18 protein-coding genes are annotated in these 21,973 nt (G+C 72.7%); 7 read left to right on the top strand and 11 right to left on the bottom strand.

Going from position 1 to position 21,973, the window contains the following annotated elements:
* The first annotated feature begins 33 nt into the window (after positions 1-33).
* Positions 34-2,064: an alpha-glucuronidase gene (locus tag AB0K92_RS30825; RefSeq protein WP_365928341.1), complete on the top strand. Its 2,031-nt coding sequence runs from the start codon at positions 34-36 to the stop codon at positions 2,062-2,064.
* On the opposite strand, the gene AB0K92_RS30830 is transcribed toward AB0K92_RS30825, so the two are convergent.
* The 6 genes from AB0K92_RS30830 to AB0K92_RS30855 are packed head-to-tail and all read right to left on the bottom strand — an operon-like array spanning position 2,058 to position 9,747.
* Positions 2,058-4,076, bottom strand: coding sequence for a beta-galactosidase (locus AB0K92_RS30830; protein ID WP_365928343.1), 2,019 nt, complete (start codon positions 4,074-4,076; stop codon positions 2,058-2,060). The two genes, AB0K92_RS30825 and AB0K92_RS30830, sit on opposite strands and share 7 nt — an antisense overlap.
* On the bottom strand, positions 4,073-4,753 hold the full coding sequence (locus AB0K92_RS30835) for a hypothetical protein (RefSeq protein ID WP_365928345.1): 681 nt from the start codon (positions 4,751-4,753) through the stop codon (positions 4,073-4,075). The genes AB0K92_RS30830 and AB0K92_RS30835 overlap by 4 nt, the downstream gene beginning before the upstream one ends.
* Complete coding sequence (locus AB0K92_RS30840; RefSeq protein WP_365928347.1) at positions 4,750-6,258, bottom strand: xylan 1,4-beta-xylosidase; 1,509 nt, start codon at positions 6,256-6,258, stop codon at positions 4,750-4,752. Before AB0K92_RS30840 ends, AB0K92_RS30835 begins: the two co-directional genes overlap by 4 nt.
* Complete coding sequence (locus tag AB0K92_RS30845; protein WP_365928349.1) at positions 6,255-7,910, bottom strand: extracellular solute-binding protein; 1,656 nt, start codon at positions 7,908-7,910, stop codon at positions 6,255-6,257. Before AB0K92_RS30845 ends, AB0K92_RS30840 begins: the two co-directional genes overlap by 4 nt.
* Positions 7,911-7,954: 44 nt before the next feature.
* Complete coding sequence (locus AB0K92_RS30850) at positions 7,955-8,827, bottom strand: carbohydrate ABC transporter permease (protein WP_365928351.1); 873 nt, start codon at positions 8,825-8,827, stop codon at positions 7,955-7,957.
* Complete coding sequence (locus tag AB0K92_RS30855) at positions 8,821-9,747, bottom strand: ABC transporter permease subunit (RefSeq protein WP_365928353.1); 927 nt, start codon at positions 9,745-9,747, stop codon at positions 8,821-8,823. The genes AB0K92_RS30850 and AB0K92_RS30855 overlap by 7 nt, the downstream gene beginning before the upstream one ends.
* 233 nt (positions 9,748-9,980) lie before the next feature.
* Here AB0K92_RS30855 and AB0K92_RS30860 point away from each other — a divergent pair, with 233 nt between their 5' ends.
* Together AB0K92_RS30860 and AB0K92_RS30865 are read left to right on the top strand one after the other, a co-directional pair.
* Positions 9,981-10,979: an acetylxylan esterase gene (locus tag AB0K92_RS30860; protein ID WP_365928355.1), complete on the top strand. Its 999-nt coding sequence runs from the start codon at positions 9,981-9,983 to the stop codon at positions 10,977-10,979.
* A 262-nt stretch (positions 10,980-11,241) separates the two neighbouring features.
* Positions 11,242-12,510, top strand: coding sequence for a cation:proton antiporter (locus AB0K92_RS30865; RefSeq protein ID WP_365928357.1), 1,269 nt, complete (start codon positions 11,242-11,244; stop codon positions 12,508-12,510).
* A gap of 14 nt (positions 12,511-12,524) precedes the next feature.
* On the opposite strand, the gene AB0K92_RS30870 is transcribed toward AB0K92_RS30865, so the two are convergent.
* From AB0K92_RS30870 to AB0K92_RS30890, 5 genes are all read right to left on the bottom strand, one after another.
* Positions 12,525-13,898, bottom strand: a complete 1,374-nt coding sequence (locus tag AB0K92_RS30870; protein WP_365928373.1) for an FAD-dependent monooxygenase — start codon at positions 13,896-13,898, stop codon at positions 12,525-12,527.
* 139 nt (positions 13,899-14,037) lie between these two features.
* A complete protein-coding gene (msrB, locus tag AB0K92_RS30875; protein ID WP_365928359.1) occupies positions 14,038-14,445 on the bottom strand; it encodes a peptide-methionine (R)-S-oxide reductase MsrB in 408 nt (135 codons plus the stop codon).
* Between the two features lie 13 nt (positions 14,446-14,458).
* Positions 14,459-15,856: a UDP-N-acetylmuramate--L-alanine ligase gene (murC, locus tag AB0K92_RS30880; RefSeq protein WP_365928361.1), complete on the bottom strand. Its 1,398-nt coding sequence runs from the start codon at positions 15,854-15,856 to the stop codon at positions 14,459-14,461.
* Between the two features lie 111 nt (positions 15,857-15,967).
* Complete coding sequence (locus AB0K92_RS30885; protein ID WP_206313153.1) at positions 15,968-16,441, bottom strand: indole-3-glycerol phosphate synthase; 474 nt, start codon at positions 16,439-16,441, stop codon at positions 15,968-15,970.
* Between the two features lie 179 nt (positions 16,442-16,620).
* Complete coding sequence (locus tag AB0K92_RS30890) at positions 16,621-17,388, bottom strand: pyrimidine reductase family protein (protein ID WP_365928363.1); 768 nt, start codon at positions 17,386-17,388, stop codon at positions 16,621-16,623.
* Positions 17,389-17,817: 429 nt separating this feature from the next.
* Between AB0K92_RS30890 and zapE the strand changes: the two genes are divergently transcribed.
* The 4 genes from zapE to AB0K92_RS30910 all read left to right on the top strand — a co-directional run bounded on the left by zapE (position 17,818) and on the right by AB0K92_RS30910 (position 21,717).
* Positions 17,818-18,948, top strand: a complete 1,131-nt coding sequence (gene zapE, locus AB0K92_RS30895) for a cell division protein ZapE (RefSeq protein ID WP_365928365.1) — start codon at positions 17,818-17,820, stop codon at positions 18,946-18,948.
* 228 nt (positions 18,949-19,176) lie between these two features.
* Positions 19,177-19,578 (top strand): hypothetical protein, encoded by a 402-nt coding sequence (locus AB0K92_RS30900; RefSeq protein ID WP_365928367.1) that lies wholly within the window; start codon positions 19,177-19,179, stop codon positions 19,576-19,578.
* 82 nt (positions 19,579-19,660) lie between these two features.
* The gene (locus AB0K92_RS30905; RefSeq protein WP_365928369.1) at positions 19,661-20,242 is read left to right on the top strand and encodes a carbonic anhydrase; all 582 of its coding nucleotides are present in this window, start codon (positions 19,661-19,663) and stop codon (positions 20,240-20,242) included.
* Between the two features lie 8 nt (positions 20,243-20,250).
* Complete coding sequence (locus tag AB0K92_RS30910; RefSeq protein WP_365928371.1) at positions 20,251-21,717, top strand: SulP family inorganic anion transporter; 1,467 nt, start codon at positions 20,251-20,253, stop codon at positions 21,715-21,717.
* Positions 21,718-21,973: the final 256 nt, after the last annotated feature.

The following is a 21,973-nucleotide window of genomic DNA, read 5'->3' on the forward strand; positions in this document are numbered from 1 at the left end:
TTCCCCGCCGACCGCGCACCCCGGGGGGTTCCGTTGACCGCGTCCACCGCGTCCACCGCGTCCGCCACCGCTCCGGACCCCGCCTGGCTGCCCCCGGAGGCCTTCCGCGCCCTCGGCTCCCGCCGCGTCCTCGTCCACGGCGACGGGCTGCTCGCCGACACGGTCCACGACGAGGTGGCGGCGGCCTGCGCGGAGTTCGGCGGCGAGGCCGCCCGCGTGGACGGGCCGGACCCCGCCCCGCCGTACGACCTGCTGCTGCGCACCCGCCCCGGACACCTGGACCGGCTCGGCGAGGAGGGCTTCTTCCTGGAGCGGGCCGGCGGCCGCACCACGGTCACCGCCGCCGCCCCGCACGGCCTGCTCCACGGCCTCTTCCACGTCGTACGCCTCGGCAGGACCGCCTTCGACCGCGACCGGCAGCGCCAGGCGCACCGCCCGGCGCTCGCCCTGCGCATGCTGAACCACTGGGACAACGTCTGTGTGCACCCGGTGATGGGCCAGGTGGAGCGTGGCTACGCGGGCGGCTCGCTGTTCTGGCGGGACGGCGCGGCGCGCGGCGCGCGCGCCGACCTCGACCGCGTCCGGGCGTACGGGCGGCTGCTGGCCGCGAGCGGGATCAACGCGGTCGCCCTGAACAACGTGAACGTGCACGCGGAGGAGGCCCGGCTGCTCACCGACCGGCTCGGCGAGGTCACCGGCCTGGCGGAGGTGTTGCGCCCGTACGGCATCCGCACCCATCTGTCGGTGACGTTCGCGGCGCCCGTCGTCCTCGGCGGCCTGCCCACCGCCGACCCGCTCGATCCGGCGGTGCGCGCCTGGTGGGCGGAGGCGACCGGGCGGGTGTACGCGGCGATACCGGACTTCGGCGGCTACGTCGTGAAGGCGGACTCGGAGGGGCAACCGGGCCCGTTCGCCTACGGCCGCACGCACGCCGACGGCGCGAACCTGCTCGCCGACGCGCTCGCCCCGCACGGCGGCACCGTGCACTGGCGGGCCTTCGTGTACGACCACCGCCAGGACTGGCGGGACCGCTCCACGGACCGGGCGCGGGCCGCCCACGACCACTTCACGCCGCTCGACGGCGCCTTCCGCGACAACGCCGTCCTCCAGGTCAAGCACGGCCCGATGGACTTCCAGGTCCGCGAGCCGGTCTCCCCCGTCATCGGGGCGATGCCGGGCACCCGGATCGCGGTGGAGATCCAGGCCACCCAGGAGTACACCGGGCAGCAGCGGCACGTGTGCGCGCTGGCCCCCATGTGGAGCGAGGTCTTGCGGTTCCGGCCGCAGGGGGAGGGCACGCCCACCGTCGCGGAGCTGGCGCGCGGCGGTCTGGTCGCCGTCTCCAACGCCGGGGACGACCCCTACTGGACGGGCCACCCCCTCGCCCAGGCCAACCTCTACGCGGTCGGCCGGCTCGGCTGGGAGCCCGGCGCCGACCCGTACCGGCTCCTCGGCGAGTGGATCGACCTGACCTTCACGCCCGAGCACACCCCGGAGCCCGAGCGGCTGCGGGCCGGGGTGTACGCGGTGCTGAAGGATTCGTGGCGGACGTACGAGAAGTACACCGCCCCGCTCGGCGTCGGCTTCATGGTCCAGCCGGGCCACCACTACGGGCCGAGCGTCGACGGCTACGAGTACAGCCCGTGGGGCACCTACCACTTCGCCGACCGGGACGGCGTCGGCGTCGACCGCAGCCGCGCCACCGGCACCGGCTACGCCGCGCAGTACGCCGAGCCCTGGTCGGAGCTGTACGAGTCCCCGGACACCTGCCCCGACGAACTGCTGCTGTTCTTCCACCACGTGTCCTACGACCACGTCCTGCACAGCGGGAAGACGGTGATCCAGCACATCTACGACACCCATTTCGAGGGTGTCGAGGAGGTGGAGGAGGCCCGCCGGGTGTGGGCGTCGCTGGCCGACCTGGTGGAGCCGGGGCGGCACGCGCGCGTGGCGGAGCGGTACGAGGAACAGCTGCGGAGCGCCCGCGAGTGGCGGGACCAGGTCAACAGCTACTTCTTCCGCAAGTCCGGGGTGCCGGACGCGCACGGCCGCCGGATCTACTGAAGCCGCAGCACGGCCACGTCCCGGGGGCCGAGCGGGAGCGCGTCGCCCCGCTCGACGCGCTTGCCCGTGAGCAGGTCCGCGCCGGACGCGTGCGCGGTCAGCGCGGCGGGTTCCGTGCCGTGGTTGAGGAGGAACAGCAGCCCGGTGCCGTCCGGGGTGACGCGGTGCGCGGTCTCGACGGCGCGGTGGGCGGCGTACGGGCCGATCAGCCCGTGCCGGCCGAGGACGCGGCGGACGACCCGGTCGACACCGGGCTGGTCGAGCGCGGTGGCCACGTACCAGCCCTCCCCCGCCCCGAACCGGTTGCGGGTGACGGCGGGGGTGCCCGCGTAGAAGTCCTCCTGGTAGGTGCCCACGGGTTCGGCGCCGCGCGGCAGGACGATCTCGAAGACCAGCCGGGCGTCCACCCGCGCCCCGTCCAGCAGGACCGGGTTGACGACGTCCGCCGGGCGCGCGTCCCACTCGTCCACGCGCACGCCCGTGAGCCGGGCGAGCGGTCCCGGCACGTCACTGAGGAAGGCCCGGTCGTGACCGTCGGCGCGGCCGGAGAGGAAGGTGGTGAGGACCGTCCCGCCGCGCGCGGCCACGGCTTCCAGGCGGCCGGCGAGGTCGTCCTTCACCAGGTGCAGCACGGGGGCGAGGACCACGTCGTACGGCGTGAGGGCGGCGGTCACCGGGACGACGTCCACGTCGGCGCCCGCCTCGCGCGCGGCCCGGTAGTAGGCGTGCACCACGTCCTGGTAGCGGACCAGCCGGGACGGGCCGTCGGACATCTCCAGCGCCCACCAGCTGTCCCAGTCGAAGAGGAGGGCGGTGCGGGCGGGGGTGCGGGCGCCGAGGGAGAGGCCGCCGAGGGACTCCAGCTCCGCTCCCAGCGAGGCCACTTCCCCGAACACCCGGGTGTCGTCCCGGCCCGCGTGCCCGATGACCGCGCCGTGGTACTTCTCGCAGGCGCCGCGCGAGGCGCGCAGCTGGAAGTAGAGCACCGCGTCCGCGCCGTGCGCGACCGCCTGCCAGCTCGCCAGGCGCAGCTCGCCGGGGCGGCGCAGCGGATTGACGTCGCGGCTGGCGGTGGTGGAGGGCGTCTGCTCCATCAGCCAGAACGGGGCGCCGTCCTTCAGGCCGCGCATCAGGTCGTGGGCGAGGGCGGGCCAGGTCGGCGGGGCGCCGAGGGGCGGGTAGCTGTCCCAGGAGGCGAAGTCGAGGTGCGGGGCCCAGCGGTGGTAGTCGAGCGGACGGTACATGCCCATGAGGTTGGTGGTGACGGGGGTCGCCGGGTCGTGGGCGCGGATCGCCGCCTTCTCGGCGGTGAAGCAGCCGAGCCGGGCGTCGGTGGTGAAGCGGTGGTAGTCGAGGGTGATGCCCTGGAAGGCGGTGTGGTCGGGGCCGCGCCAGTGCTCGGTGAGGGCGCTGGGCGGCTCGATCTGCTCCCAGGCGGTGTAGCGGTGCGACCAGAAGGTGGTCCACCAGGCGTCGTTGAGGGCGTCGAGGGTGCCGTGCCTGGCGCGCAGCCACACGCGGAAGGCGGCGGCGCACCGCTCGCAGTAACAGGGGCCCTGGTACTCGTTGTTGATGTGCCAGGCGAGCAGGGCGGGGTGGCGGGCGTAGCGTGCGGCGAGCCGGCCGGCGAGGGCGGTGGAGAGGCGGCGGTACGCCGGTGAGCTGGGGCAGAAGGTGTGGCGCTGGCCGTAGCGGTGGCGGCGGCCCTCGAAGTCGGTGGGGTTGACCTCGGGGTACGCGGTGGCCAGCCAGGGCGGCACGGCGGCGGTGCCGGTGGCCAGGCAGACCCGGCGGCCCTCGGCGGCGGCCCGGTCGAGGATCCGGTCGAGGACGGCGAAGTCGTAGGTGTCCTCGGCGGGCTGGGTGAGGGACCAGGCGAAGACCCCGACGGTGAGGGTGTCGATCCGGGCACGCGTGAACAGCCGGTGGTCGTCGTCCCACACCGGCTCGGGCCACTGCTCGGGGTTGTAGTCGCCGCCGTACGCGATCCGCTCGGTGCGGGGCGCGGTCATGCGGTGAACTCCCGTTCCGTCTCGGCGATCACCGGGCGGCCCGCGTGCAGCAGGGACAGCAGCAGGGGGGCGGCCGCCACGGCGGCCAGGGCCTCGCCGAGCAGCACGGTGAGCGCGCCGGCCAGGACGGTCAGCGAGGCGGCGGCCAGGGTGGTGCGGCCGTGGCGGAGAAGGAACCAGGCGGCGAGCCGGGCGGTGTCGCGGGCGCGGAAGGTGAACAGGGAGGTCAGCAGCAGGGCGTGCGCGCCCCACAGCAGCGCGCCGGCGCCGGTCGCGGCGAGCAGCGCCGCCCACCAGCGGGGCAGGCCGGTCGCGGTGAAGTGGGTGAGGGTGAAGGCGATGAGGGTGAGCCAGCCGAGCAGCGGCGCCCACAGTCTCAGCGCGGGGACGGCGTTCAGCCGCCAGCCGCGCAGGAAGGCGCGGGCCGGGTGCAGGTCGGTGAGGTCGCGGCTGCGGTGGTGCAGGGCGTAGACGGCGGCGGACACCGCCGGGCCGAGCGGCAGCAGGCATAGGGCGGCCAGGGGCAGGTTCGACGGGTCGGGGCCCAGCAGGAGCAGCCCGGCCAGGCCCGGCGCGGCGGTCGCCAGCAGCAGCACCTCGACGGTGAGGAGGGTGTGGATCAGGGCGGCGGCCCGGGAGAGGGGGCCGGTGCCGAAGGGGACCGCCGGCGCGCTCACTCCGGCTCCCTTCCGAGCAGCCGCCGGTCGTCGGCCCAGGGCGGGCTCTCGTCCCGTACGGGGCTGACCTCGACGAGCGTCACCTCGTGCCGGGCGAGGGTGAGGTCGAGGTCCACCCGGCCGTCGGCCACCGGCAGCCGCAGGTGCCGGCGCCCCGGCTCGGCGGCCTCGTGCAGGATGCCGAGCTGGTGCCGGTCGGGTGAGCGGGGGCTGCCCATGCGCTGCCAGGCGGTGCGCGCGTTGCCGTACTCCTCGTCGACGGTGGACCGGCGGACGAAGGCCTCCGTGGCGTCCAGCGGCAGCAGCAGCCGCAGCCGGTGCCGCTCGGGTCCCGGCGTCCGGCCGGCCGGGTCGACGGGCGCCCAGGCGAGGACGGTGACGCGGCCGTCTGGGTGGCGGGTGACGAGGTGGTCGTCGCCCCGGGCGAGCAGCTCGGGGCCCGTGCGGGCCATGAACGCGTACAGGTGGTAGGTGGGTTTGCGGACCTGCCGGTGGGTGAGCAGGCCGAAGCCGCCGTGGAAGAACGTGGTGGGGACGCCGGCCTCCTCGAACACGTCGCTGAACGTCCAGTAGGAGAAGGAGTCGGCGTGGTCGCCGCCGCGGGCGAGGACGGGGGCCAGGTAGGCGGCGTTGAAGGCGGTGTCGTGGACGGGGTTGTCGGGGCAGTAGGAGGAGTTGAACTCGGTGATGTGGACGGGCAGTCCGGCCAGGCGGGTGCCCTTCAGCCGCTCGCGGGGCGTGCCGAACTGCTCCAGCAGGTCTTCGGCGGGGGCGAGCGTCTGGTAGGAGCCGAACGGCACGTGCTGGGCGGGGCCGGAGGTGTAGGCGTGCTTGGAGACGAAGTCGACGGGGACGTCGTGGCGTTCGGTGAACTCGGCGAAGCGGTCCAGCCAGTCGTCGGCGCCGGGTGAGATCGCGGGCCCGCCCACCTGGAGCGAGGCGTCCACCTCCTTCACGGCGTGCGCGGTCACCTCGTACAGCCGGTGGTAGGCCGCCTCGTCCGCGCCCTGCCAGAAGTCGGGCAGGTTGGGCTCGTTCCACACCTCGACGGGCCAGGTGCGCACCTCGGCGAGGCCGTAGCGGTCGACGAGGTGCCGGAGCACGGCGCGGACCAGTGCCGCCCATTCGCGTTCGTCGCCCGGCGGGGTGACGTTGCCGCGCCACCAGAAGACGGTCTGGTCGCCGGAGGCCAGCGCCTGCGGCATGAAGCCGAGTTCGAGGAAGGGCCGGATCCCCAGCTCCAGGTAGGCGTCGACGACCTGGTCGACGTAGGTGAAGGAGTGGCGGACGCGGCGGGTGTCCTGCCAGGTGTAGGGGCGGTGCACGCCCATGCCGTCGCTGAGCAGGCCGTGGCCGCGGATGTGGCGGAAGCCGATGTCCTTCTGGATCAGGGCCAGCGACGCGCGGTAGTCGCTGCGCAGGGCGAGGTCGAGGCGTCCGGTGCCGACGCAGAAGCGCCAGGCGTCGGGGAAGGGACGGCCCGGTCCGTCGGGGACGTGGATCATCCGTTCTCCTTCTCGAAGCGTTCGCGGGCCTGGTTGTGCAGGTCGACGAGTCGGTCCATGTTCTTCGCCTTCAGCTCGCCGACGTAGTCGCCCCACTCCGACAAGGGGCGCTTGCCGAGGACGAACTTGAGGGTGTTCTGGGTGACGTGGTCGCGCAGCGGGGTCTCCCACAGCTGCGCCTGTTCCTGCTCGGTGGCCCGGAGCGGGTGGGCGGGGTCGACGGGCAGCTGCCGGCGCCGGGACATGGCGTCCTGGAACCGCTGCTCGTCGGGGCCGAACGTGGAGGAGACCAGTTCCCAGCTGCCGCCGTAGGCGAAGACGCCGTTGGAGAAGCCGTAGTCCTTCTGGAGGTCCTTGGGGGCGTCCGGGTCGGAGCCCATGAGGCTGATGCCGTCCTTCGGCCGGTACCGTCCGCCGGAGCGGGTGTACGTGACGCCCTCGACGCCCCACCGGGCGAACCGCTGGCCCTCGTCCGAGTACCAGAGCCAGTCCGTGAACTGCAGCAGCGCGACGAAGTGGTCGCTCTTGAGCGCCTCGCTGGAGATCATCACGCCGTTCTCCAGGCGGGCGCCGCCCAGCACCACGGGGCCGGCGGGGCCGAGCGGCACCGGCACCATCTCGATCCGCGCGCCCTTGACCTGCTTGCTCAGGTTGTAGCGGTAGTTCTGCACCAGCTCCTGCGGGTTGGCGCTGATCGCGAAGGTCTTCTCGCCCAGCAGCTTCTGCACGGCCTCGTCGTCGGTCTGGGTGAAGCTCTCCGGGTCGATCAGCTTCTCGGCGACCAGCCCGCGCACGAACTCGATCATCTGCCGGAAGGCGTCGGTGGCCCCGGTGAAGACGAAGGCGCGCGCGTCGGTGTCCCAGCTGATGTTGGTGTACGTCCATCCGGCCCGCACCCCGTAGGCCTGGCCGAGGTAGCTGAACAGGGCGGCGGCCGGGTAGGGGGTGTTGGTGCTCCAGCGGTCGGAGAAGGGGTAGCGGTCGGGGTACTCCCCTCGGATCGCGGTGAGGACCTCGCGGACCTCGTCCCAGGTGGTGGGCGCGGTCAGGCCGAGGCGGTCCAGGACGTCCGTGCGCAGCGCCAGCGAGTAGCCGGACCTGACCTTCTCGTGCAGTCCGGGCAGCAGATAGAACCTGCCGTCGGACTGGCGGATGGAGTCCAGCTCCGGCTGGAGCCGCCACTTGCGCACCGCCGCCTGGAAGTGGGGCATGAGGTGGACGTAGTCGCTGACGGGGAGGATCGCGCCGGACGACACGAACGCGGTCTCGGAGGGGTGGTAGGTCTTCGGGATCAGGAAGGGGGCGTCGCCCGAGCCGATGAGGACGCTGCGCTTCTTCTCGTAATCGGCCAGGGGCACGGCGATGGGGTTCAGGGTGACGCCGGTGCGCCGGGTCAGCTCCTCCCAGAACAGCCAGTCGTCCTTGAGCGGGTAGACCGGGTTGTTGTTGTGCAGCACGTCGAAGGTGAGCGGCTTGGCCGCCTTGAAGGGCTCTCCGGCGCGGTAGTCCTTCATCGCGCCGTCCTTCTTGCGCGACAGGTCCTTGCCGTCCCCTCCGTCGTCGCCGCCACCGCATCCGGTGGCCGCGGCGAGTCCGGCGAACCCCGCGGCGGCGAGGACCTGGCGCCGTGACAGCCGGCCTGTGTTCTTCACGTCGGACTCCCTTGTTCCGTAGGGCCGTCGAGTGCGCGGGCGGGTCAGCCCTTGACCGCGCCGAGCATCACGCCGGAGACGAAGTAGCGCTGGACGAACGGGTACACGCACAGGATCGGCAGCGAGGTGAGCACGATGGTGACGGCCTGGATGTTCGCCGCGACCTGGCTGAGCTGTTCGGTGCCCGCCCCGGCGTTGCCGCCGCCGGTGGCGCCCGCGATGAGGTTGCGCAGATAGACGGTGACCGGCATCAGCTCGGTGCGGTCCAGGTAGAGGAACGCGCCGAACCAGGAGTTCCAGAAGGACACCGAGTAGAACAGCACCATGGTGGCGACGACCGCCTTGGACAGCGGCAGCACGATCCGGGCGAGGATGCCGTAGGTACTCAGACCGTCGATCTGGGCGGCCTCCTCCAGCTCGCTCGGCAGGTTCTCGAAGAACGCCTTCATCACCAGCAGGTTGAACACGCTGATCGCGTTGGGCAGGGCCAGCGCCCACACCGTGTTCTTCAGGCCGAGGCTGGTGATCAGCACGTAGTTCGGGATCAGCCCGCCGGTGAAGAACATGGTGAACACGGCGACCCCGACGAGCAGGCCGCGCCCCTTGAGCCGCTTCTTCGACAGCACGTACGCGTAACAGGTCGTCAGGACCATGGCGATGGCGGTGGAGACGACCGTGTAGTACACGGTGTTGCCGTAGTTCCGCCAGAACATCGCGTCGTGGAAGACGATGTCGTACGTGGTGAGGTCGAAGCCCTTCGGCCACAGCGTCACCTCGCCGGCCCGGATGTGCCGTTCGCCGCTGAAGGAGCGGGCGATGATGTTGACGAAGGGGTAGAGGGTGACGATCACGACCAGGGTGAGGACGACCGCGTTGACGCCCTGGAAGACCCGGTAGGAGCGGCTCGGCCTCACCACAGGCTCGTCCCCACCGTGCGACGCGACAGCTGGTTGGCGGTCGTGATCAGGACGAGCCCGATGACCGCCTCGAACAGGCCGATCGCGGCGGCGTAGCTGAAGCTGTTGGACTCCACGCCCGTGCGGTACAGGTACGTCGAGATGACGTCGGCGGTCGGGTAGGTCAGCGGGTTGTACAGCAGCAGGATCTTCTCGAACCCGACGGCCAGGAACGTGCCGGTGTTGAGGATCAGCAGGGTGATCATGGTGGGGCGGATGCCGGGCAGGGTGACGTGCCAGATCTGCCGCCAGCGGTTCGCCCCGTCGATGCGGGCCGCCTCGTACAGGTCGTCGTCGATCGTGGTCAGCGCGGCCAGGTAGAGGATCGTGCCCCAGCCGGCGGTCTGCCAGATCTCCGAGCCGACGTAGATGGCGCGGAACCACTCGGGTTCCTGGATGAACCGGACCGGCTCGTGCCCGAGCCGGGTGAGGACGTGGTTGACCGGGCCGTCCGTCGACAGCATCTGCAGGGTGATGCCGGCGACGATCACCACCGACAGGAAGTGCGGCAGGTAGGACACCGACTGCACGAATCGTTTCAGCGCGCGGGTGCGCACCTCGTTCAGCAGCAGCGCCAGCACGATCGGGATCGGGAAGCAGAAGACGAGGGTGAGCGCCCCGATCCACAGGGTGTTGCGGAACACCTGCCAGAAGGTGGGGTCGGTGAGGAACATCTCGACATAGCGCAGCCCCACCCATTCCTCGCCGAAGAGCGACCCGCCGGGCTCGAATCGGCGGAACGCGATCACGTTGCCGATCATCGGCAGATAGCGGAAGACCAGGAAGAACAGCAGCGGCAGCACCGCCAGTGAGTACAGCTGCCAGTCGCGGCGCAGCGCCTGCCGCCAGGTGCGGCGCGTCACGACGGTCCGGTTGGTCATGTCAGTTCGCGCCTCCACGAATGTTCCGGCAATGGTGCCGCAACTTAAGTGGGGGCGGGAGGGGTGTCAATGGGTGCTGCACAAGCTCAAGTTGAGCGTCATGACACGCCTGTGACGGCCAACTCCCCCACCAACAGGGAACTTTGCCGCTCGCGATGATTCGAAAGTTTCAGATGCTTGACCGTAACGATCGGAGGGGATGAGAGTTCCTGTCCTGATGCCTGGGAGGCGCCGTGCCCGCGTTCGACATGCCGCTGGACCGACTGGAGAACCACCGCCCCGCCCCGGACGAGCCCGCCGGCTTCGACGCCTTCTGGCAGGCCACCCTCCGGGAGGCCGAGCCGCCCGGACCGACGGGACCGGTCCTGTCCGCCCGCCCGGTCGCCACCGGACTCCGGCTGTTCGACACCTGGGACGTGACCTTCCCGGGCTTCGCCGGCGATCCGGTGCGCGCCTGGTACACCCGCCCGGCCGGGACCCCGGTTCCGCTGCCCGCCGTCGTCGAGTACGCCGGCTACGGCCGCGGCCGGGGCCTGCCCCACGAACGGCTCACCTGGCCCGCCGCCGGATACGCCCACCTCCTCATGGACAACCGCGGCCAGGGCGACCGATACGGCAGCGGCGGCGCGACCCCGGACCCGCACGCCACGGCACCCGGCGGACCGGGCCCCGCCGTACGCGGCCTGCTCGACCCGCGCGACTACCACTACCGCCGGCTGATCACCGACGCGGTCCGCGCGGTGGCCGCGCTGCGGGCGCTGCCCGGCGTGGACCCCGCGCGGGTGGCGGCGGTGGGCAACAGCCAGGGCGGCGGGCTCGCGCTGGCCGTCGCCGGGTTGGTCCCCGACCTCGCGGCCGTCCTGGTCACCGCCCCGCTGCTGTGCGGCATCCGCCGCGCCCTCGACCTCACCGACGAAGGCCCCTACGGCGAGATCTGCGCGTACCTCGCCGTGCACCGGGGCGCCGAGACGGCCGCGCTGCGCACCCTCTCCTACGTCGAGGGCGTCTCCTTCGCCCGCCGTGCCGGCGCCCCCGCGCACTTCGGCGTCGGCCTGCGCGACACGGTCTGCCCGCCCAGCGGCGCGTACGCCGCCTACCACCGCTACGGCGAGCTGACCGACCACGATCCACCCCGTGAGCTGCACGCCTATCCGTTCAACGGACACGAGGGCGGCGAGGCGGCACACGTCCGACGCCAACTGGACTGGCTGGGCGCCCTGCTGAGCCCTTGAGCACCTGGCGACCTGTTAAGCCGTGGAGCACAGGGCGCCCTGCTGAGTCGTTGAGCACCGGGCGCCCTGCTGGAGGCCTCAAGGCGACGGCGACGGCATCGTGCTGGAAGCCGGCCTCCACAGTCTGCGTCCCGAGGACGGAAGCGGGCCTCCGCCCCCGGGAGGCAGACCCCGCCGCCCATGCGCCCCCACGTGCCCTCGGTGCCCTCACCCCCGGCGGGCAACCGGTTCACCCCGCCGCCCCGGCGGCAAGGATCGCGGCATGACTGCTCAACAGACGACGTCCCTGCTGGCGGGACTCGCCGTGCTGGTGCTCCTGGCCCGGCTGCTCGGCGCGGCGGCGCGGCGCCTGGGTCAGCCGGCGGTGATCGGGGAGGTGCTGGCGGGCATCGCGCTGGGGCCGACTCTGTTCGACGGGGCGGTCTCGGACGCCCTGTTCCCCGACTCCGTACGGCCCTTGTTCGGCGCGCTCGCCGCGGTCGGCATCGCCGTCTTCATGTTCATCATCGGCCTGGACTGGGACGCCGGCCTGATCCGCGGCATCGGCAGCCTCGCCGCGACGGTCTCGCTCAGCTCGATCCTGCTGCCCTTCGGCCTCGGCACGCTGCTGGCCCTGTACCTGCTGCGCGACCACGCCGCCGCCGACCGGACGGCGTTCACGCTGTTCATGGGCATCGCCATGTCGATCACGGCGTTCCCGGTGCTGGCCCGCATCCTCACCGACCGCGGCATGGCGCGCACCCCGCTCGGCGTGGTGGCGCTGGCCTGCGCCTCCGTCGACGACGTGCTCGCCTGGTCGCTGCTGGCCGCCGTGGTCGCCCTCAGCGGCCCGGCCGGCCCGAGCGGCCCGGAGGAGTGGCGCATCCTGCTCGCCGTCCCCTACCTGCTGGGCATGCTCTTCGTCGTACGCCCGCTGCTGCGCCGGCTCGCGGCCCGCACAGACGCACTGCGGCTCACCCCGGGCGTGCTCGCCGGTGTCCTCGCGGGACTGCTGCTGTCCGCGGCCGCCACCGAGTGGCTGGGCCTGCACTACATCTTCGGCGCCTTCCTGTTCGGCGCGGTCCTCCCGCGCACCGGCACCGAACGGCTGCGCGCCGACGTCCACGACCGCCTCGGCCAGCTGAGCGGCACCCTGCTGCTGCCGGTGTTCTTCCTGGTCGCGGGCCTCGGCGTCGACCTCTCCGGTCTCGACGCCGGCGGACTGGGCGACCTGGGCCTGATCCTCGCGGTGGCCATCGGCGGCAAGTTCGCGGGCGCCTTCACCGCGGCCCGCCTCCACCGCATGCCGGTGCGCGAGTCCGCCGCCCTCGCCACCTTGATGAACACCCGCGGCCTGACCGAACTGATCGTCCTGAACGTCGGCCGCGACCTCGGCATCCTCGGCCAGGACCTGTACTCCCTCATGGTCGTCATGGCCGTGGTGACGACAGCCATGGCGGGCCCCCTCCTGAACTGGCTCCAGGGCCGCCCTCGCGAACCCGACGCCGCAACCACCCCGGCACCGCACCGCGAGGCTGACCCCGCCGTCTAGCCTGCCCGCGACGCTCAGGCCTCCGGCACCGTGGGCGGCTCCGCCGGTGTCGGCTGGGGTGCTCCGAAGAGGACCGCCCGGACCACCGGCGGGGCGAACAGGGCGGTGACGGGCGCGGAGAGGGTCAGTACGGCGCGGAAGGCGCGGCCCACGACGGGGTCGCTCGGGTAGCGCTCCTGGACGCGCCGCAGGTACCACTCGGCGGCGCGGTCCGCGGGCCGGGCGGCGACCGCGGTGCCGAGCGCGCCGGGCATCTTGCGGTCGGCCCCGGCGGAGATGTCCCAGGCCTGCCGGGAGGCCGCGAGGACGGCCCGCTGGACGCGCAGCGTGGTGGGAGTGCGGCGGGGATCGGCGAGCGCGTCGCGCAGGGCGACCGCGCTCATCGCGGCGACGGCCATGCCCTGCCCGTAGATCGGGTTGAAGGTGCACAGGGCGTCGCCGGTGGCGAGGAACCCGGCGGGGCGGCGGCCGGGCAGGTCGTAGCGGCGGCGGACGTTGGCGGTCCGCCGGTAGCCGAACGCCGGGGAGAGCGGCTCGGCCTCGTCCAGCCAGCGGTGCAGCAGCGGATGCGGCAGCCGCTTGGCGTACGTCGCGAACGCGTCGTCGTCCGTGGGCGGTTCGTCGCCGCGCAGGCCCGAGACGATGACCAGGTGGGTGCCGTCCTCCAGCGGCAGCGCACCGCCGCCGTGGACCTGGGCGGGGCTGGGGTAGACGTAGTAGCCGGCGGTGTCGCCGCCGAGGACTCCGTCCTTGCCGCGGTAGACGCGGGAGGCGTAGGCGAGCCCGGTGTCGATGGTCTCCTCGCGCGGGGCCTCGGCGCCGATCGCGGTGAGCCACTGCGGGGCCTTGGTCCCGCTGCCGGACGCGTCGACGACCAGGTCGGCGTCGAGGGTCCGCTGCTCGCCGCGGGCGTCGCCGGAGCGGTCCCGCACCAGCACGCCGCGCACGCGCGAGGCGTCACCGGCCAGTCCGACGACGTCGGTGCCCTCGACCACGCTGATCACCGGGTTGGCCAGCACCCGCCGCCGCAGCAGCTCCTCCAGCTGGGCGCGGGAGCCGGTGTAGATGTGGGTCGTCGCGGGCACCCGGCGGAACCAGCGCTCGTCCTGCCTGAGCACCAGGTCCGACGGCATGCCCACCCGCGGCGCGCCCGCCGCCCGCAGGTCCGCGAGGAAGCCCGGCAGCAGCGACTCCAGCGCCGTCTGCCCGCCCTCCAGCAGCACATGCGGGTGCCGGCCCTGCGCCACCCCGGGCCGCGGCTGCGCCCCGTCCGGGAACCGGTCGCGCTCGACTACCGTCACCCGGTCCGCGTGCCCGGCGAGCACGTGCGCCGCGAGCAGCCCCGCGAGACTGCCCCCGACGACGACCGCGTGCCGCCCGGCCGGGATGCCGTCCTCGCTCCGACTGCCCTTGTCTCCAGCAGAGTTCACCGATGCGCTCCCCGGTCACCTGGTCGTGAGAGGTCACCAGTATTCCGGTCCGCACGGCGGGCCGAGGGCGTTTCGGGTCAGTTCGGGCGGGGTCCCCTCACGCCTCGTCGGTGTGGAGCCGCAGCGCGATCGAGTTGATGCAGTACCGCTGGTCCGTCGGCGTCGGATACCCCTCACCTTCGAACGCGTGCCCGAGGTGTGAGCCGCAGCGGGCGCACCGCACCTCGGTGCGCACCATGCCGTGGGAGCGGTCCTCCACCAGCTCCACGGCGTCGGTGTCCTTGGGGTCGTAGAAGGACGGCCAGCCGCAGTGGGACTCGAACTTGGTGTCGGAGGTGAACAACTCGGCGCCGCAGGCGCGGCAGGAGTAGACGCCCTTGGTCTTGGTGTCGGTGTACTCACCGGTGAACGCGGGCTCGGTCGCGGCCTGGCGCAGCACCGCGTACTCGGCCGGGGACAGCTCCGCGCGCCACTGCTCGTCCGGCTTCTCGACGTCGTACGGCATGTGCTTCAGCCCCTTACTTCGACTGGCTCGACAGACGGTCCAGGATGCGCGGGCCGAGGTCGGTGACGTCGCCCGCGCCCATGGTGAGAACGAGATCGCCGGGGCGGGCCATTCCCGCGATCACGTCCGGCACCTCGGCCTTGTCGTGCACGGCCGTCACCTCGGCGCCCGCCACGCGGGCCGCGTCGATGATCAGGTCGCTGGTGACCCCGGGGATCGGGTCCTCGCGGGCCGGGTAGATGTCGAGGACCACGGACGCGTCCGCGAGCGCCAGGGACTCGCCCATCTCCTTGCCCAGCTCCTGGGTGCGGGAGAACAGGTGCGGCTGGAAGACGACGAGGATGCGGGCCTCGCCGGCCGCCCCGCGCATCGCCTCCAGGTCGGCGGTCATCTCGGTCGGGTGGTGGGCGTAGGAGTCGATCACCTGCACGCCGGCGGCCTCGCCCTTGAGCTGGAGGCGGCGCTTGACGCCGGTGTACGCGGCGAGCGCCGGCGCCAGCTCGGCCGCCGGGACGCCCAGGGCCGCGCCCGCCGCGAGGGCGGCGACCGCGTTGTGGGCGTAGTGACGGCCGGGGACGGAGACCGTGAAGGTGAGCGGCGCGCCGTCCAGCTCGACGGTGACCTCGCTCCTGAGGCCCTGCGGGACGACGGACAGGATCCGGACGTCGGCGTCGGCCGACTCGCCGTACGTGACCGTCTTCACCGTGCCGCCCAGCCGGCGGGTCAGCTCGCGCGCGCCCTCGTGGTCCGCGGAGATCACCAGGGTGCCGCCGGGGACGATCTTGCCGGCGAAGGTCTCGAAGGACTCGTGGATCTCTTCCATCGAGGCGTAGTTGGCGTGGTGGTCCAGCTCCACGTTGAGGACGATGGCGACCTCGGGGGCGTACTTGTGGAAGCTGCGGTCGCTCTCGTCGGCCTCGGCGACGAAGATCTCGCCGTCGCCGTGGCGCGCGTTGGAGCCGGGCGCGTCCAGGTCGCCGCCGATGGCGTACGACGGGTCCAGGCCCAGCGCGGTGAGGGAGACGGCGAGCATCGACGTCGTGGTCGTCTTGCCGTGGGTGCCCGCGACCGCGATCGGGCGCAGGCCGTCCATCAGCGCGGCGAGGGCGTCGGAGCGGTGCACGACGGGGATGCCCAGCTCGGCGGCGCGGGCCAGCTCGGGGTTGTCGGCGCGGATCGCCGAGGAGACGACCACGCAGCTCGCGTCGTCGGCGAGGTGCTCGGCGGCGTGCCCGATGTGCACGGTGGCACCCAGCGCGCGCAGCGCCTCGGCGGTCGCCGAGTCCTTGGCGTCACTGCCGGCGACCTTGGCGCCGCGCTGCGCGAGGATCTTGGCGATGCCCGACATTCCGGCGCCGCCGATGCCGATGAAGTGCGGTCGGTCCATGGCGGTAGGAAGGCCGGGTGCCATGCGTGTCTTCTCCCCAGGTGCGGTACGCCGGGACGCTGGGCGGCGTCTCGGCAGGCGGTACGTCGGTGGGCGCGTCCCGGCCGCGGTCGGCCGGGGGCGCGCCGCCCAAGCCTATGCCTTGCTGTGGGAGAACAGTTTGAGCACCGGCACCCCGACCTTGTGCCGGGCCCGCGACGCCCAGTCGCGGTGGAAGAACTCCTCCACGTAGTGGGGGTCGGTCAGGACGATCACCTCGTCCGCCCCGACCTCCGCGACCAGGGACTTCAGCGCGTCCAGCGGATGGTCCTCGATCAGCCGCCCGTCGGCCGTGCTGCCCGCCGCGCGCAGGGCTCTCAGCGATACGTCGAGCGCCTGTTCCCCGGCGCTTCTTGCCTCCTCGCCCTCGGGCGTCTCCCCTTCGCGCACGGCCTCCTCGACGGCGCCGAGGGCGAGGTCGTCGATGGCCCGCAGCAGACGGTCGGCCTGCTCGCCGCGCGGCTGCAGCAGCACGTGGAAGCGGACCGGCTCGTCACCGTGCAAGGTGGTGACGAACTCCACGTCGGCGGACGTCAGGGCCTTCTCGATCATCAAAACGCTTGTGAACACCAGGCGCCCCTTCTCCTTCGAGGGCTTTCGCGCCCTCTGTCCTCCGTGGGCCGGACCAGGCCCTGCGGAAAAACCCTTCTGCCCCGTGATCGCACGGGTACTGCGCGTCCTGGTCTGCCGACCGGACACTAATGGAACGACGCATTCCACTTGAACGGAATGATCGATTCCATAGGAACTCATGACCGACGGTAACGGGAGAAGAGGAACCCGTCCTCCTCCAGCAGCGACACCAGCCCGAACCGCTGCGGGACCGCCACGCCCGGACCCCCGGCGATGCGCTGGGCGTCGCCCGCGGTGAGCGTCGGCGAGACCGTCAGACACAGCTCGTCGAGCACCCCGGCCGCGATCAGCTGCCCGAGCAGCCGCGGGCCGCCCTCGGTCAGCAGCCGGGTGTACCCGCGCTCCGTGAGCGCCCGTACGAGACGGGCGGGCTCCACGCCCACCCCGTCACCGGCGATCACCACCCGGGCCCCGGCCTTCTCGGCGGCCGCGATCCGCTCCTGGGCCGCCGCCGCGCCGGTCAGCACCAGCGTGGGCACGAGGGGCGAGGTGAACAGCGGCAGCGAGAAGTCCAGGTCCAGGCTCGCGGAGACCACCGCGATGGCGGGGGCCGGTCCCTGCCCGGCCGCCTCCCGCAGGGCGGCGAACTCCGCCCGCGAGCGTGCGGGCCGGTAGCCCTCCTGGCGGACCGTTTCGGCGCCGACCACCACCACGTCGGCCAGCGCCCGCAGGGTGCCGAAGATCCGCATGTCCGTGGCGCTGGAGATCGGCTGGGACCGCCCCTCGTGCTGGGCGGCCCCGTCCAGCGTGGACACCATGTTGGCGCGCAGCCAGGTCACCGGCTCACCCGGCGCCGGCTCGGGATAGGCATAGGCCTCCGCCAGCTCGGCGAGACTCCACTCACGGTCGTCGGCCTCGGCGGCCACAGGGAACAGGCGTCGCATGCGGAGCAGTGTTCCACGCCAGAGCAATACGGAACGTGTTCACGGCCGAGGACGACGGCGCGTTATCGCGTGACGGGGAGCGGGAGGGCGAGGCGCGGGCCGGAGCGGCCGGCCGCCACGGCGGTGCCCGCCCTCCGGGGGCACGGCCACCACAGCGGTGCCCGCCCTCCGGGGGTACAGCCACCACGGCGGCCACCGTCCACGCCGGGGGGCCGCCGCGACGGTTGCCACGCCTGCGCGGATGCGGCCACCACGGCGCTCGCCGTCCCGCGCGGGTACGGCCGGTACGGCCACCACGACGGCTGCCGTCCACTCGCCCGGCACTCGGGCCCGGTCCCGGCCCCACCCCCAGCCCCAGCCCCAGCCCCAGCCCCAGCCCCAGCCCCAGCCCCAGCAGGCACCCTCCCCGACCCCCTAGCATGGGTAACCGTGTCCTCCAGCCCCGCTCCCGCCGACCGCCGCCCCCCGATAACCGACGCGGCCACCCCCCTCTCCCTGTGCGCCCGCGAGCCTCACGTCCCCGCGGAGCGGCTCGTCGCGGAGATGGTCCCGCCGCCCCGGTTCGACTCGGTCCGGTTCAGCACGTACATCCCGGACCCGAACCAGCCCAGCCAGACCGAGGCCGTCCGCGTCCTGGAGTCCTTCGCGGCCGGTCTGGGCGGCGCGCACGCCTCTGGCAAGGGCACTCCCAAGCGCGGCCTGTTCGGCTTCGGGAGGGCGAAGGCCCCGAAGCTCCCGGCCGGGCCGCGCGGGGTCTACCTCGACGGCGGCTACGGCGTCGGCAAGACCCACCTGCTGGCCTCCCTCTGGCACGCCACCCCGGCCGCCCCCGAGTACAAGGCCTTCGGCACCTTCGTGGAGCTGACCAACCTGGTCGGCGCCCTCGGCTTCCAGCAGACCGTGCAAACCCTGTCCGGTCACCGCCTGCTGTGCATCGACGAGTTCGAGCTGGACGACCCGGGCGACACCGTCCTGGTGTCGACGCTGCTCGGCAAGCTGGTCGAGGCCGGGGTCGCGCTCGCCGCGACCTCCAACACCCTGCCCGGCAAGCTCGGCGAGGGCCGCTTCGCGGCGGCCGACTTCCTGCGCGAGATCCAGGGCCTGTCCGCGCACTTCCGCACCCTGCGCATCGACGGTGAGGACTACCGCCACCGCGGCCTGCCGGAGGCCCCGGCGCCGTACTCGGACGAGCAGGTGACGAAGGCGGCGTACGCCACCGAGGGCGCGTCCCTCGACGACTTCCCGCACCTGCTGGAGCACCTGGCCCGCGTCCACCCGAGCCGCTACGGCGCCCTCACGGACGGGGTCAGGGCGGTGTGCCTCACCGGTGTGCGGCCGGTCCCCGACCAGTCGACCGCACTGCGGCTGGTCGTCCTCGCGGACCGGCTCTACGACCGTGAGGTCCCGGTCCTGGCCTCCGGGCTGCCCTTCGACCGGCTGTTCAGCGAGGAGATGCTGAAGGGCGGCTACCGCAAGAAGTACTTCCGGGCCATCTCACGCCTGACCGCGCTCGCCCGCGACGCCAAGCCACTGGTGGAAGCGGCCGCCGGCAACGACTGACCGGACGGAGGGGCCGCCCGCGAGCGAGCCCAGGGGCCACTACCGGATCGCCTCACCCAAGATCAAGGACTGGTTTCGGTCAGCCAACCCGCTCTTTTTGGGCGCTCTTTCGCTCGAAACGCTGAGTTAACCCTGCAAACAACTTTGCAAGGTTAACGTGCTTCTTGACCAACCATTGACCAACCGTTGGTCCGGACTAGAGGCATGGGCGTTCGCGGGAGGGCAGCCATGTACAGAGGCGCGACGGCACGGACCGCGTTGGCGGCCCTGGCCGTCGTCCTGTTGGCCTTCCCCTGCCTCGCCGCCATGGCGTCGTTCGCACACGCGTACTCAAAGGCCGACGTCGCGGCGACGGCCCAGACCGGAATCGCCCCCTCCATCACGGCGCGGAGCCACGAGGAGCACACCTACCTCCGCACGGCTCCCTCCTGCGGCGACCCGAACGGTCATCCGCACTACCGCGACCGCACCCGCACGGTCGCGCCCGCGCCCGACGCGGCCGGCCGGCCACTGCCCGCCCGAGGGGAGCCGGGCACCGACCGCACCGCGCTCCCGCCCGGTGTCGCTTACGACCGCGAGAGACCGCCGACAGCCTCCTCGCAGGCCGCACTTCAGGTCTTCCGGTGCTGAGCACACAGCAGTCCCCCCACCTCTGTGTCTCCGTCATGCACGCCCGACGCGCCCCACGCGCGCCAGGAGGAATCACGACATCATGCAGCCCCTCATCGACCACGCCCGGAAGTTCGGACAGCGATCCGAGGAGTTCGCCGGCCTCGCCGCGGGTCAGTCCCCGGAGGTCCTGTTCATCACCTGTTCCGACTCCCGGGTCGTCCCGGCGCTGATCACGGGCGCCCGCCCCGGCCAGCTCTTCGAACTGCGCACGGCGGGCAACATCGTTCCCCTCCACGCCACCGCCACCCCCACGGGCGAGGCGGCCACCATCGAGTACGCCGTGGAAGTCCTCGGCGTGAAGGACATCGTGGTCTGCGGCCACTCGCACTGCGGCGCCGTCGGCGCGGTCGTGCGCGGCGACGACCTGGAGGCCGTACCGGCCGTGCGGGACTGGCTGGCACACGCCGCCGACCATCCCAAGTGCTCCGATCCGAGTGACCCGACGGTCGCCGAGGCCGTGCAGAACCACGTCCTGACGCAGCTGCAGCGGCTGCGCTCCTACCCGTGCGTGGAGAAGCGGCTCGCGGAGGACCGGATCCGCCTGCGCGGCTGGTACTACGAGGTGCACACGGGCGCGGTGCGCGAACACCGTGCGGAGACCGACTCGTTCGAGGCTCTGTGAGGCCCGCCATGTCCGCCATATCCAAATTCCCCCACCTCCGGCAGGACTTCCTCGCCTCCATCGTCGTCTTCCTGGTCGCCGTCCCGCTGTGCGTCGGTATAGCCGTCGCCTCCGGCGTCCCCGCCGAAGTCGGCCTGGTCACCGGCATCGTGGGCGGTCTCGTCACCGGGCTCATGCCCGGCAGCAGCCTTCAGGTGTCGGGGCCGGCCGCCGGTCTGACCGTGATCGTCTTCGAGGCCGTCAGCGAGTTCGGGGTCGGCACGCTCGGGGTGATCGTGCTGGTCTCCGGCCTGCTCCAGCTCGCCATGGGCTTCTTGAAGATCGGCCGCTGGTTCCGGGCCATCTCCGTCTCCGTCGTCGAGGGCATGCTCTGCGGCATCGGCCTGGTGATCATCGCCGGCCAGATCTACGCGGCGGCCGGCCTGAAGGCGCCGGACACCGGCATCGGCAAGATCGTGGGCCTTCCCGGCGCGTTCGCCGACGCGTTCCGGTCCACCGAGGCCCTGACCTCGCTCGCGATCGGCGCGGGCACCATCGCCGTCATCGTGCTGTGGAAGAAGCTGCCGAAGCCGGTGCAGTCCGTGCCGGGCGCCCTCGCGGCGGTGGTCCTGGCCACGGCCGCCTCGCTCGTCTTCGCCCTGCCGGTCGCCACCGTCGAGGTCGAGGGCCTGCTCGGCGTCATCCAGCCGCCCGGGGCCGAGGCCTTCGGCGAGCTGGCCGGTCCGGCCATCTGGGGCACGATCGTCGCGTTCGCGCTGATCGCCTCGGCGGAGAGCCTGTTCAGCGCGGCGGCCGTGGACCGGCTGCACGACGGTCCACGCACCCAGTACGACAAGGAGATGGTCGCCCAGGGCACCGGCAACACGGTGTGCGGTCTGCTCGGCGCGCTGCCGATGACCGCGGTGATCGTGCGCAGCTCCGCCAACGTCAACGCGGGCGCCAAGACCAAGGCGTCGCGGGTGCTGCACGGTGTGTGGCTGCTGCTCTTCGCCGCCGCGCTGCCGTCGGCGCTGGCGCTCATCCCGATCCCCGCCCTCGCGGGCATCCTGGTGCACGCGGGCTGGAAGCTGATCCCGTTCCGCCAGATCGCGGGGCTGTGGCGGGGTCACAAGGGTGAGGCGCTGATCCTCGTGGTGACCGCGGTGTCGATCGTCACCGTGAACATGTTCGAGGGCGTCCTGATCGGCCTCGCCCTGTCGGTCGTCAAGACCGCCTGGGAGGCCTCGCACGTCAAGCTGGACGTCGTCGACAAGGGCGCCGGCCCGGTCCAGGCGTATCTGTCGGGCAACGCGACGTTCCTCAGGCTGCCGAAGATCCTCGACAGCCTGGAGTCCCTGCCCCAGGACCGCCCGGTCGAGCTGGACCTGTCGGGTCTGCACCACCTCGACCACGCGTGCCGCACGGCGCTGGAGAACTGGGCCGAGCGCCACAGCGCCACCGGCATCGAACCGGTCAAGCTGACCATGGCCGCCTGACCCGGCGTCCTCCTCGGCCCCGGCGGGTCGGCCCCGCCGGCGAACGTTCCACCCGGCGGGTCAGCCCGTCGGCGCGCGCACTCCCACCCGGCGGGTCCTCCCGCCGGCACACCTCCACCCGGCGGGTCCTCCCGCCGACGCACTCCCACCCGGGGGGCGGGGGGGGGGCGGGCGGGCCCCCCCCCGCCCGCCCGGCCCGCCCCGCCCGCGGCGGAGAAGACCCCGCCGGAAAACCCGACAAAGGAATGGGGGGTGG

It is taken from the genome of Streptomyces sp. NPDC052687, assembly GCF_040678395.1.
Taxonomy (GTDB): domain Bacteria; phylum Actinomycetota; class Actinomycetes; order Streptomycetales; family Streptomycetaceae; genus Streptomyces.